10 protein-coding genes are annotated in these 11,603 nt (G+C 72.1%); 8 read left to right on the forward strand and 2 right to left on the reverse strand.

Translation table 11 applies throughout. The features are described from left to right. Nucleotides 1-3: 3 nt before the first annotated feature. The 3 genes from ACFYMO_RS22250 to aztD all read left to right on the forward strand — a co-directional run bounded on the left by ACFYMO_RS22250 (nucleotide 4) and on the right by aztD (nucleotide 3,482). On the forward strand, nucleotides 4-1,242 hold the full coding sequence (locus ACFYMO_RS22250) for a hypothetical protein (RefSeq protein WP_366772153.1): 1,239 nt from the start codon (nucleotides 4-6) through the stop codon (nucleotides 1,240-1,242). Beyond that, nucleotides 1,239-2,201, forward strand: a complete 963-nt coding sequence (gene aztC / locus ACFYMO_RS22255; RefSeq protein WP_388548360.1) for a zinc ABC transporter substrate-binding protein AztC — start codon at nucleotides 1,239-1,241, stop codon at nucleotides 2,199-2,201. The genes ACFYMO_RS22250 and aztC overlap by 4 nt, the downstream gene beginning before the upstream one ends. Before the next feature lie 90 nt (nucleotides 2,202-2,291). Then, nucleotides 2,292-3,482 carry a zinc metallochaperone AztD gene (gene aztD, locus ACFYMO_RS22260; RefSeq protein ID WP_388548363.1) on the forward strand — a complete coding sequence of 397 codons (1,191 nt, stop codon included), beginning with the start codon at nucleotides 2,292-2,294 and terminating at the stop codon, nucleotides 3,480-3,482. A 203-nt stretch (nucleotides 3,483-3,685) separates the two neighbouring features. Here aztD and ACFYMO_RS22265 read toward each other — a convergent pair whose 3' ends face one another. Next, the gene (locus ACFYMO_RS22265; RefSeq protein WP_366772156.1) at nucleotides 3,686-4,102 is read right to left on the reverse strand and encodes a Fur family transcriptional regulator; all 417 of its coding nucleotides are present in this window, start codon (nucleotides 4,100-4,102) and stop codon (nucleotides 3,686-3,688) included. Between the two features lie 219 nt (nucleotides 4,103-4,321). Here ACFYMO_RS22265 and ACFYMO_RS22270 point away from each other — a divergent pair, with 219 nt between their 5' ends. From ACFYMO_RS22270 to ACFYMO_RS22290, 5 genes are all read left to right on the forward strand, one after another. After that, entirely contained in the window at nucleotides 4,322-4,561 is a 240-nt protein-coding gene (locus tag ACFYMO_RS22270) for a ferredoxin (RefSeq protein WP_388548367.1), read from the forward strand. Nucleotides 4,562-4,741: 180 nt separating this feature from the next. Further along, complete coding sequence (locus tag ACFYMO_RS22275) at nucleotides 4,742-6,328, forward strand: ABC transporter substrate-binding protein (RefSeq protein ID WP_366772158.1); 1,587 nt, start codon at nucleotides 4,742-4,744, stop codon at nucleotides 6,326-6,328. Then, on the forward strand, nucleotides 6,325-7,275 hold the full coding sequence (locus ACFYMO_RS22280) for an ABC transporter permease (RefSeq protein ID WP_366772159.1): 951 nt from the start codon (nucleotides 6,325-6,327) through the stop codon (nucleotides 7,273-7,275). The genes ACFYMO_RS22275 and ACFYMO_RS22280 overlap by 4 nt, the downstream gene beginning before the upstream one ends. Continuing rightward, a complete protein-coding gene (locus ACFYMO_RS22285) occupies nucleotides 7,272-8,132 on the forward strand; it encodes an ABC transporter permease subunit (protein ID WP_366772160.1) in 861 nt (286 codons plus the stop codon). Before ACFYMO_RS22280 ends, ACFYMO_RS22285 begins: the two co-directional genes overlap by 4 nt. Next, complete coding sequence (locus tag ACFYMO_RS22290; RefSeq protein WP_366772161.1) at nucleotides 8,129-9,709, forward strand: ATP-binding cassette domain-containing protein; 1,581 nt, start codon at nucleotides 8,129-8,131, stop codon at nucleotides 9,707-9,709. The genes ACFYMO_RS22285 and ACFYMO_RS22290 overlap by 4 nt, the downstream gene beginning before the upstream one ends. Nucleotides 9,710-9,789: 80 nt before the next feature. Here ACFYMO_RS22290 and ACFYMO_RS22295 read toward each other — a convergent pair whose 3' ends face one another. Beyond that, nucleotides 9,790-11,454 carry a (2,3-dihydroxybenzoyl)adenylate synthase gene (locus tag ACFYMO_RS22295; protein WP_388548373.1) on the reverse strand — a complete coding sequence of 555 codons (1,665 nt, stop codon included), beginning with the start codon at nucleotides 11,452-11,454 and terminating at the stop codon, nucleotides 9,790-9,792. Between the last annotated feature and the right edge of the window lie 149 nt (nucleotides 11,455-11,603).

Here is an 11,603-nt window from a genome sequence, read left to right on the forward strand (position 1 = left end):
TCGTTGTTCGTCCGAAGAAACGTCACATCGCTGGTCCCGGCGTTGACGGCCGCAGCCCTCCTGACCGCCGGATGCGGAGGCCAGGATGATGCCAAGTCCGCCTCCGAGGGCCCCACTTCCTCCACCACCCCGCACGGCAACGTGGAAGGCGCCACCGAGGCGGCCGAGCAGCAGTCCCGGCTCCTGCTCGGCGACCCCGGCAGCGGCGACACCCGGGTGCTGGATCTGATTGCGGGCAAGGTCCACGACACTGCCCGCAGAGCCGGTCTCACCGCACTCACCACGGACGGCCGCTTCGGCTACTTCCACGGCACGAACGGCACCCGAGTCCTCGACAGCGGCGCGTGGATGATCGACCACGGCGACCACGTGCACTACTACCGCGCGAAGATCCAGGACGTCGGCGAGTTCCCGGGCGGCACCGGCACGGGCGTCCGCAGCGACGCGGGCGTCACCGTGGTCACGTCGGCCGACGGGAAGGCGAGCGTGTACCGCCGCGCTGAGCTGGAGAAGGGTGCCCTCGGCACCCCCTCCCGGCTCCCGGGTGCCTACGCGGGCCCCGTCGTGCCGTACGCCGAACACCTCATCGCCCTAGCCGACGGGAGCGGCGGCCCTGCCGAAGTCGCCGTGCTCGAAAGGTCCGGCAGGCGCGTCGCCACCCCGGAGGCGGAATGCGAGGAGCCGCACGGCGACGCGGTCACCCGGCGCGGGATCGTCCTCGGCTGCGCCGACGGCGCTCTGCTCATCCACGAGGACGACGGCGCCTTCACCGCCGGGAAGATCCCCTATGGCGAGGACGTGGCGAAGGTGGAACGTGCCGCAGAGTTCCGGCACCGTCCGGGCAGCAGCACACTCACGGCACCTGCGGGCAAGGACGCCGTCTGGGTCCTGGACGTCACCGAGGGCGCCTGGACCCGGGTGGAGACCGGTCCCGTGGTCGCCGCCAACACGGCCGGCGAAGGCGCGCCCCTGATGGTCCTGGAGACCGACGGTGCTCTGCACGGCTACGACATATCCACCGGCAAGGAGACGACGGTCACCGAACCCTTGCTGAAGGACATCCCCGAAGCGGAGTCCGGTGGCACCGCGACGCCGGTGATCGAGGTGGACCGCAGCCGCGCCTACCTCAACGACCCCGAGGGCAAGCGCGTGTACGAGATCGACTACAACGACGACCTCCGGGTGGCCCGCACGTTCGACCTGGACATCCGGCCGTCCCTGATGGCGGAGACGGGCCGATGAGCGTGCGCGTGGGCGCGGCACGGATCCGTGCCGCGCTGGTGACCCTGATCAGCTTCTTCATCGTCGCCGGTACGGCCACCGGCTGCGCGGGCGGCGGCGACGAACGGCCCAGGGTCGTGGTGACCACCAACATCCTCGGCGACATCACCCGGGAGATCGTCGGGGACGAGGCGGACGTCAGCGTCCTGATGAAGCCCAACGCCGACCCGCACTCCTTCGGGCTGTCGGCCGTGCAGGCCGCGGAGCTGGAGAACGCGGACCTGGTCGTCTACAACGGGCTCGGCCTCGAAGAGAACGTACTGCGACACGTGGAAGCGGCCCGTGAGTCCGGCGTGGTCACCTTCGCGGCAGGCGAGGCGGCCGATCCCCTCACCTTCCACACCGGGCAGGACGGCGGCCCCGAGGACGAGGCCGGCGAACCCGACCCGCACTTCTGGACCGACCCCGACCGGGTGCGCAAGGCCGCCGGCCTGGTCGCCGACCAGGTCACCGAACACGTCGACGGCGTGGACGACAAGGCCGTCCGGAACAACGCCGCACGCTACGACGGACAACTCGCCGACCTCACCACCTGGATGGAGAAATCCTTCGCCGCCGTCCCCGAGAACCGGCGCGCCCTGGTCACCAACCACCACGTCTTCGGCTACCTCGCCGACCGCTTCGGCTTCCGTGTGATCGGCGCCGTCATCCCCAGCGGCACCACCCTCGCCTCACCCAGCTCCTCCGACCTGCGCTCCCTCACCCAGGCCATGGAGAAGGCCGGTGTGCGCACCGTCTTCGCCGACTCCTCCCAGCCCACCAAGCTCGCCGAGGTCCTGCGCCAGGAGATGGGAGACGACGTCGACGTCGTCTCCCTCTACTCCGAGTCGCTGACCGAGAAGGCCAAGGGTGCCGGCACCTACCTGGAGATGATGCGCGCCAACACCTCGGCCATGGCCGAAGGCCTCACCGGCGACTGACCAAGCCTCCCCGCGGCCCGGCGAAACGAACACGCCGGCCGTCCCACCACCCAATCCCGCGCCCTCAGGGCCGGAGAGGAAAGACACGTGATGAACAGGTCGACACGCGCCAGAGCGCTCACTGGCACGGCACTCGCCCTGGCGACAGCCATGGCGCTGACCGCCTGCGGCGGCAACGACGACGCCTCGTCCGACGCCGAGCCGAAGAGCAGCGAGGCCGCTGCCGTCAAGAACCCTATCGTCGCCTCCTACGACGGGGGGCTCTACGTCCTCGACGGCGAGACTCTGAAGCCGGCGAAGACGATCGAGCTGCCCGGCTTCAACCGGGTCAACCCGGCGGGCGACGAGGATCACGTCGTCATCTCCACCGACAGCGGCTTCCGCGTGTTCGACACCGCCCGGCAGGAGTTCACCGACGCCGAGTTCAAGGGGGCCAAGCCGGGCCACGTCGTGCGGCACGGAGGCAAGACGGTCCTGTTCACCGACGGCACGGGCGAGGTGAACGTCCTCGACCCCGCCGACCTGGCCGGCGGGAAGCAGCCGAGGACCCGGAGCTACACCTCCGCCGAGCCCCACCACGGCGTGGCCATCGAACTGGCCGACGGTGAACTCGTCACCACCCTCGGCACCGAGGAGAAGCGTACCGGCGCCCTCGTCATGGACAAGGACGACAAGGAGATCGCGCGCTCCGAGGACTGCCCCGGCGTGCACGGCGAGGCCGCGGCCAAGGGCGAGGTGGTCGGTCTCGGCTGCGAGGACGGCGTACTGCTCTACAAGGACGGCAAGTTCACCAAGGTCGACGCTCCCGATGACTACGCCCGGACCGGCAACCAGGCGGGCAGCGACGCCTCCCCGATCCTCCTGGGCGACTACAAGACCGATCCCGAGGCGGAGCTGGAGCGGCCGACCCGCATATCCCTGATCGACACCCGCACCGCGAAGATGAAGCTGGTCGACCTCGGCACCAGCTACTCCTTCCGTTCCCTCGCCCGCGGCCCGCACGGAGAGGCCCTCGTGCTCGGCACCAACGGCGTCCTGCACGTCATCGACCCGGAGACCGGCAAGGTCGAGAAGAAGATCGACGCCGTCGGCGACTGGACGGAACCCCTGGACTGGCAGCAGCCCAGGCCCACTCTGTTCGTCCGCGACCACACCGCGTACGTCTCCGAGCCGGGGAAGCGCCAACTGCACGCCTTCGACCTGGACTCGGGCGAGAAGCTGACGTCGGTGACGCTGCCGAAGGGCACCAACGAGCTGTCCGGGACGGTGGCCGGTCACTGACCGGTCCCGTCGCACGGATTCCTCGGGCCGCTGAGCGGCCCGAGGGGGAACGCCCGCCGGACTCGAGTTCCCGGCGGGCGTTCCGCTCTGCCCGCCATCGCGCCCTCAACCGGCCACCGAGGCCGGCCGGTTCACCCCGCGGCGCCGGACGCGGTGGCCGCCCGGGGCTTGACCCGAGGTCGTTCGTCGGGAGCTGTCGCAGTTCAGGTGTGCTGCTCCGCCGGGGCCGGGGTGCTCCGGCCGGGGTGGCACCGGTCGCAGATGCCGGTCAGCTCCAGCGTGTGCTCGACCTCGGCGAAGCCCATGACCTCGCCGACCCTCTCCGCCCAGCTCTCGACCGCGCTCGCCTCGACCTCGGCGCTGAAGCCGCAGTCGCGGCAGACGAGATAGTGGCGGTGCCCGTCGTCGGGTCTTGGCCGATACAGCCGCTCCCCACTCTTCTCGCGCACGACGTCGACCTGTCCGGAGCGGTCGAGGGCGTGGAGTGTGCGGTACACCGTGGTCAGGCCGATGGTGGTGCCGTCGGCTTCCAGCGCCTCGTGCAACTCCTGCGCGGAGGTGAACCCTTCCTGCTGCTGCAGGGCGCTCAGAACCGCCGTCCGCTGCCGTGTCGTGCGCAACGGTGCCTTGAATCGGATCGCTGGCGCCTCGCTCAGGCCGCCCACCTCCTCTGGGTGGCTGACATGGTAATCATTTCCATTACGGTTTCAAAGAGTGACCGGGGTCGGTGGGTGTGCCGCGAGGGTGGAGGCCGCAAGTTATTGAATATGGAAGTCATTACTGACTAGTGTCGGGCTGTCGCACAGGCGCCTTGCATGGGCGACAGGGGAGGGGGCCACATGTCCTTGGCACGACAGCCGTCCGGAGCAGGAAGGATCGGCGTGCAGCGGGACCGGTGTGTGGGTGCGGGGCAGTGCGTGCTCGCCGCACCGACGGTGTTCGACCAGGACGAGGAGGAAGGACTCGTACTCGTTCCGGACGACGAGGTGCCCGCGTCCGACGCCGACGCCGACGCCGACGCCGACGCCGTGCGTGAGGCCGTGTGGGCCTGCCCGTCGGGAGCCCTCACCCTGCGTTGACCGGCGGGCCCCGCGCCGCGAGGGCCGGACGCGGCCGAAGCCGCGGAACCCTCGCCGAGCACGCCCCGGCTCCCGCAAGCCCGTTCTGGGCGGCACTCACCTCCACCGCCGTCGGGTCGGCACGTGGCTCCCGGGTCACTCAGCGAACGTCAGCAGCTCAGCAGAACGTCAAGGAGAAGCATGTCCAGACAGATCGACCGTCGTGCCTTCCTCCGCCGAGGTGCGGCGGCAGCCGGCGCCCTGGCGGTGGGCCCCGGCCTGCTGGCGGCGTGCTCCACCGACGAGCCCGGTACCGACACGAAGGCCGGGGACGGCTCCTCGCCCCGCTCGGGTGGCACACTGCGGGCCGCCTTCGTCGGAGCCGGCGCCGCCGAGTCGCTCGACTTCTTCAACGGCCCGTCCGCACTGGACCTGGTGCGCGCCCGCGCCTGGCACGGCACCCTCGGCAACCTGGACCCAGGCGGCCCCGACGGGGTGCGCTACGGCGTGCTCAAGGGCATCGACATATCCGATGACCTGTCGGCCTACACCCTGCACGTGCGGCCCGACGTCCGTTTCACCGACGGTTCCAAGCTGACCGCCGCCGACGTCCTGCACTCGCTCAGCGGTCTCGCGGCCCGCAGCAAACTGCCTGTGTACCGCCTCGCCGCCGCCAATTTCGACCTCGCTCATGCCAAGGCCGACGGCGGTCTGAAGGTCGTACTGCCCACGCTGCGGCCCATCGCCGACGGTCGCATGATCCTCTGCCAGGGCAACTTCCTGGTCGTGAAGGACGGAACCAAGAACTTCCGCAAGGGCATGCCCAGTTGCGGCCCCTTCCGGCTGACCGAGTTCACGGCCGGCCAGGGTTCGGCGTTCGAGCGCTACGACGACCACTACGGACACGTGCCGCACCTGGACGGCCTGGAGCTGCGGTCGATCGCGGACTCGACCGCCAGGGCCGGCGCGCTCACCAGCGGTAAGATCGACTTCGCCCACGACCTGTCCCCCGTCACGGCGCGCACGCTCGGCGACAACGGGAAGGTCGAACTCGTCCCCACGAAGAGCCCCTATCTCGTCGGCCTGTCCTTCCAGATGAACATGGGCTCCAAGCCCTTCGACGACCCCCGGGTACGGGAGGCGTTCAAGCTCGCCGTCGACCGGCAGGCCATGGTGAAGACTGTGTTCTACGGAAACGCCCAGATCGGCAACGACCTTCCCGCTCTGGGCTTCCCCGACTACGCCGAGGGCCTGCCCCAGCGCGCCCACGACCCGGATCGGGCACGCGAGCTGCTCAAGGAGGCCGGGGCCGACGGCATGCGGGTGACGCTCACGACCGGCCCGGAGACGCCGGGCATGGTGGAGATGGCCACCCTCTTCGTCGAGGACCTCAAGAAGATCGGGGTGAGGGCGTCGGTCCGGGAGCTGCCCGCGGGACAGCTCTACGCCGACTTCCCGGCGTACGCGAGGCTGCCGCTGGCCGGCTCGTACCAGATGCCCATCCCCGCCCTGTCGACCTACCAGATGAGCACGGCGGGCGGATCGCCGTCGGCGTTCGGCTGGAAGAAGTCCGCCACCGACGCCCTCGTCGCCAAGGCCCGTGCCGAGAGCGACCCGGCCGAGGCGAAGAAGCTGGGTACCCAGGCGCAGCGCACGCGCTGGGAGGACGGCAACCAGGTGCTGCCGGTGTTCAAACCGAACCTGAACGCGCAGGCCAAGGGCGTCACCGGGATCCGCGACGACCTCTTCGAGCAGTTCCCCGGTTTCTCCCGGGCGTCGCTCACGTGAGCCTGGCCGCCTTCGTCGGCCGCCGCCTCGCGGGGGCGGCCGTGCTGCTCGTCCTGCTGTCCGCCGTGATCTTCGCGGCAACGGCGGTCCTCCCCGGGGACGCCGTGAGCGCGGTGGCGGGTGTGGACGCCTCCGCGGCGCAGCGCGCCGACGTCCGGGCCGGACTCGGCCTCGACCGCCCTGCCGCCGAGCGGTACGCGGACTGGGTGGCGGGCGCGCTCCGCGGGGATCTGGGCCGTGGCTTCGTGGGAGACCGTCCGGTCACCGAGGTCCTGGCGACCCGTCTGCCGAACAGCCTGCTGCTCGCCGGGCTCACCCTCGCGGTCACCGCGCCGCTCGCCACGCTGCTGGGCCTGTGGACCGGCCTGCGGGGCGGTGCCGGGGACCGGATCGTCTCGACGGCCGCCCAGACCCTGGCCGCTGTACCGGAGTTCGTCGTCGCCGCGCTACTCGTCGCCGTGCTGGCCGTGTGGCTCGAGATCCTGCCGCGGGTCTCCGTCGTCCCGCTGGGCGGCACACCGCTCGACGTACCGCACGCGCTGATCCTGCCCGTGCTGACGCTCAGCGCGGTCGGGCTAGCGGTGGCCACCAGGCTGTTGAGGGCCTCCGTCGCCGACGCCGCGGCCACCCCGTACTGCGAGGCCGCCCGACTCAACGGCGTGCGTGGGGTGAGGCTCGCCGTCCGGCACATCCTGCCCAACGCCGCGGCGCCCGCCGTCCAGGCGCTCACCCTCACCACGGGGGCGCTGGTCGGATCGGCTGTGGTGGTGGAGAACGTCTTCGACTATCCGGGCATCGGCCGGGAGTTGCAACTGGCCGTCGCGGCGAGGGACATACCCATGGTGCAGGGCATCGCCACCGCTCTCGCCGGGGTGATGCTCCTGGTGCTGCTGACGGGGGACATCTGTGCGCGGCTGCTCGGCGCACGGGAAGGACACCGACGATGACGACGGTCCTCACACCCTGGGCGAGACGGGCACGTACCCGTGGGCCGGGCCCGCCACGACGCCGCAGGCCGCCGCTGCTCACCGGTGCGGGCACCCTGCTCGTCCTCCTGGTCGCCTTGGCCGGGCCGCTGGTCGCCCCGCACAGCCCCACAGCGCAGCTCGCCGCCCCCTTCCAGCAGCCCGACGACCGGTTCCTGCTCGGCACCGACGTGCTGGGCCGGGACGTGGCGAGCCGGGTGCTCACCGGCGGCCGCGCGATCGTGCTCACCGCCCTGGCCGGCACGGCGGCCGCCGGAGCGGTCGGGGTGACCGTCGGTGTATTGGCGGCCCTGGCCTCGCGCCGGCTGGGAGACCTGCTGCTCCGCTGCGTGGACGCCTTGGCCGTTCTTCCCGCCCTTCTGGTCGTCCTCGTCCTCGCGGCCGGCTTCCCGGGCAGTCACACCGCCCTGGTGGCTTCGGTCGCCCTGGCCACCGTCCCGTTCTCCACGCGGGTGCTGCGTGCCGCTGCCGACACGGTGCTCTCCAGCGGATACGTCGAGGCCGCGCTGGCCCGCGGCGACACCCGGTGGGCCGTACTGCGCCACGACGTGCTGCCCAACATCGCCGGACCGGCTCTCACGGACTCGGCGCTCCGTCTGGTCGCCTCCCTGCATCTCACCGCCACCGCGGGATTCCTCGGCCTCGGACCGGGCGGGGCTACTCCCGACTGGGGGCGCATGGTGAGTGAGAACGTGCCGGGCGCGACGCTGGCGGCCGTGCCGTTCCTCGCTCCGGCGCTGATGCTGGTGCTGCTGTCGGTCTGCGCGGGCCTGCTGGCCGGGCGGCTGGCGGACAGGGTGGGGCGGGGTGCCGGATGACCGGCCCCACGCCGCCCCGGCCGCGGGCGGCCGAGACGGTCGCCGAGGTCAACGGGCTGACCCTGGGCCCGGTGGCCGGCGGACCGCCCGTCCTGCGTGACGCCTGCCTCTCGCTGTCGGCCGGGCAGGTGCTGGGCGTCGTCGGCCGGTCGGGATCGGGCAAGAGCAGTCTGGCGCACGGCCTGCTCGGGCATGTGCGTCCGGGCCTGGAGGTCCGCGCCGGGACGGTCCGGGTCGCCGGCCTCGATCCGTTCGACCGGGCGGGCGCCCGCCGGCTTCGTGGCCGGGCGGTCTCCTTCCTCGGGCAGGACCCGGCCTCCTCGTTGAATCCCGCGCTGCGGATCGGCGGTCAGATCGCCGAGGCGGTGCGGCTGCGCTCGGCCCTGAAGGACAGGGACGGCGTCCGTGCGAGGGTCGGTGAACTTCTGCTGTCGGTCAGGCTGCCTGCCGACCGGGAGTTCCGCGGGCGGCTGCCCGGGCAGTTGTCGGGAGGGCAGGCACAGCGGGTGGCCCTCGCGCTGGCGTTGGCGGGCAGGCCCGGACTGCTGGTCCTCGACGAGCCCACCAGCGGCCTCGACCCGGTCCTTGCCGACGGGATGCGTGCTCTGCTGGCCGAGGCCCTGTGTCAGGACGACCGCGCCGCGCTGCTGGTCAGTCACGATCCGGCGTGGATCAATTCGGTGGCCGACGACGTCATCCGCCTCGATGCGGGGCGGATCACCGGGCGAGGAACACCGGTGGTGCCGCCGTCGGTCCCGCGGTCCCGGGCTGCCCCGGGCGGTGGCGCCCACGGCGAGGCCGCCCGCGTCACCGCCGTCGAACCCACCGTCGCCGGCGGGCTCTCCGTGCGGCGGCTGCACGCCGTCCACGGGCGTGTCCCCGTGCTGCACGACGTCTCGCTCACCGTCCCGGCGGGCTCCTGCACCGCGCTTGTCGGGGCGTCGGGATCGGGCAAGACCACCCTCGCCCGCTGTCTCGGGGGGCTGCACCCGAAGACATCGGGAACTGTCGAGTGGTCCGGCGCGGGCGGGAGCGGGGGGCGTGGGGCTCCGGTGCAACTGGTCGCGCAGGACTCCCGCGGCGCCCTCAACCCGCGCGAGTCCGTGGGCGTCGCGCTCACCCGTCCGCTCAGGGGGGTCGGGGGACTGCCGGCGCGGGCCGCGTCCGACGAGGCGGTGCGGTCGCTCGGGCTGGTCGGCCTGGACACGGACGTACTGGGCCGCCGCCCGGGGGAGTTGTCCGGGGGACAGCGGCAACGCGTCGCGCTCGCCCGGACGCTGGCCGCCGAACCGCGGGTTCTCGTCTGCGACGAGATCACCTCGGCTCTCGACCCGGAGACGGCGGGCAGGGTCCTCGATCTGCTGGACTCCCTGCGACGGACGATCGGCCTGACCGTCGTCATGGTCACGCACGACCTGGCGGCCGCTGCCGGCCGCGCGGAACAGGTCGTCGTGCTGGACGAGGGGCGGGTGGTGGAAGCCGGCCGGGCCGACCGCGTACTGGTGGACCCGGAGCATCCCGCTACCCGCAACCTGCTCGCCCGTGAGGACGGTCCGGTCCTCACGGCACCCGAGTAGGCGTGGATGAGATGCGTCTCACGGCGGGCGGGCGGGCGGGCAGGGCACCCGGGGCGACGGGTGCCCCTGCGCGCACCGCGTCACCGCCGCGACAGTTCCCCGGCGAGAGCGGCCTTGTCGATCTTCCCGACAGCGGTGAGCGGGAGGTCGACGACCTGGACCACCTGGTCCGGAGTCTTGTACTCGGCGAGCCCGCGCTCCCTCAGATGGGCGGCCATCTCCCGCGCGCCCGGGGCCTCGCCCGTGCAGACCACGAAGGCCACGGTCCGCTCGCCCCGGCGCTCGTCCGGCACACCCACCAGCGCCGCCGCCGTGATCGCCGGGTGGGTGAGCAACTGCTCCTCCACCTCCACCGCGGCGATCTTCTCGCCACCGCGGTTGATCTGGTCCTTGATCCGCCCCACCACCACGAGATGCCCGGTCGGCAGCCGCCGCACGACATCGCCGGTCCGGTAGTAGCCGTCCGTGGTGAACGCCGTGCGGTTGTGGTCCTCGGCGCGGTAGTAGGCACGCAGCGTGTACGGGCCGCGGGTGAGCAGTTCCCCCGGGGAACCGTCCGGCACGGGCATGCCGTCGGCGTCCACCACCAGAATCTCGTCGTCCGGCGAGACGGGCCGGCCCTGGGTGGCGCAGACGAGGTCCTCGGAGTCGTCCAGACGCGTGAGGTTGATCAGCCCTTCCGCCATGCCGAAGACCTGCTGCACGGTCCCCCCGAGCGCCGGCCCGAGTCTGCGGGCGTGCTCCTCCGGCAGCCGCGCCCCGCCGACCTGCACCACGGCGAGGCTGCCCAGGTCCCAGGCGCCGGAGGCCGCCTCGTCCACCCAGTGGGTGACGAGCGGCGGGGTCAGCGAGGTGAGGGTCACGCCCTCCCGTTCGACGAGCGCGAACGCCGTCTGAGGGCTGGGATCCGGGGCGACGACGACCGTTCCGCCGGCCATGAGGGTGCCGAGCACACCGGGGCAGGCGAAGGTGAAGTTGAACCCGATCGGCAGTACCGCGAGGTAGACGGTCCGTTCGCCGAGGGCACAGACCTCGGCGCAGGCGCGGGCGTTGTACGCGTAGTCGTCGTGGGTGCGCGGGATGAGCTTGGGAAGGCCGGTGGTGCCGCCGGAGAGCAGCAGGAGAGCGATGTCGGCCGGGTCCGCGCCGCCGTCATCGGCGCACGGTTCCTGGAGCGCGTCCGGCGAGGAGCTGACGGGCGTCGAGGAAGAGGCCGTCCGCAGCGCCTCGAAGGAGACGAAGCCGTTCTCCTGCCCGGGATCGCCGACCACGACGACGACCCGGGGCGAACGGCCCGGCCCGTGCTCCGACCGCACCGAGCGCATCAGCTCCCGGTGGTCGAACCTGGCGTGCCGGTCGGGCACCACACAGGCCACCGCACCCGACACACGCACCAGGTGACCGATCTCACGCCGCCGGTGGCCGGGCATGGCATGCACCGGGATGGCGCCGAGCCGCTGCAGGCCGAACCAGACGAGTACGAACTCGGCCCGGTTGGGGAGCTGGACCACGACGCGGTCGCCCCGCCCGACACCGTGACTCCTCAGTCCGTGGGCCACGCGGTCGGCCTCGGCGTCCAGGTCCGCGTAAGTCCACCGGCGGTCCCCGTCCACCAGGGCGACGCGCTCACCGTGGGCGGCTGCCGACTGGCGCAGCCGGGCGCCGAACGTCAATCCCTGCCAGTGGCCGGCGGCTCGGTACCGCGCCGACTCCGCCTCGGGCCAGGTCTGTTCGGTCTCCGTCATGGGGCTCCGCCTCTCGCTTCCGGGCCTCGGGCTCTGGCGCCGCGGACCCTTGTGTGACTACGATATGGAGCATAGAAATGATAATCATTTCTATCTAGGGGGTGGCCCCCTCCGAAACCCGCCCTCCGGGCGCGGCCACCTCCCTCCCG

Origin of the sequence: Streptomyces sp. NPDC007025, assembly GCF_042869455.1 — a bacterium.
Lineage (GTDB): Bacteria > Actinomycetota > Actinomycetes > Streptomycetales > Streptomycetaceae > Streptomyces.

What these genes read in the sequence shown, in the direction of transcription:
- ACFYMO_RS22295 (WP_388548373.1), bottom strand. Translation starts at nt 11,454, where the DNA reads ATGACGGAGACCGAACAGACCTGGCCCGAGGCGGAGTCGGCGCGGTAC.
- aztC (WP_388548360.1), top strand. Translation starts at nt 1,239, where the DNA reads ATGAGCGTGCGCGTGGGCGCGGCACGGATCCGTGCCGCGCTGGTGACC.
- ACFYMO_RS22290 (WP_366772161.1), top strand. Translation starts at nt 8,129, where the DNA reads ATGACCGGCCCCACGCCGCCCCGGCCGCGGGCGGCCGAGACGGTCGCC.
- ACFYMO_RS22270 (WP_388548367.1), top strand. Translation starts at nt 4,322, where the DNA reads ATGTCCTTGGCACGACAGCCGTCCGGAGCAGGAAGGATCGGCGTGCAG.
- ACFYMO_RS22285 (WP_366772160.1), top strand. Translation starts at nt 7,272, where the DNA reads ATGACGACGGTCCTCACACCCTGGGCGAGACGGGCACGTACCCGTGGG.
- aztD (WP_388548363.1), top strand. Translation starts at nt 2,292, where the DNA reads ATGAACAGGTCGACACGCGCCAGAGCGCTCACTGGCACGGCACTCGCC.
- ACFYMO_RS22275 (WP_366772158.1), top strand. Translation starts at nt 4,742, where the DNA reads ATGTCCAGACAGATCGACCGTCGTGCCTTCCTCCGCCGAGGTGCGGCG.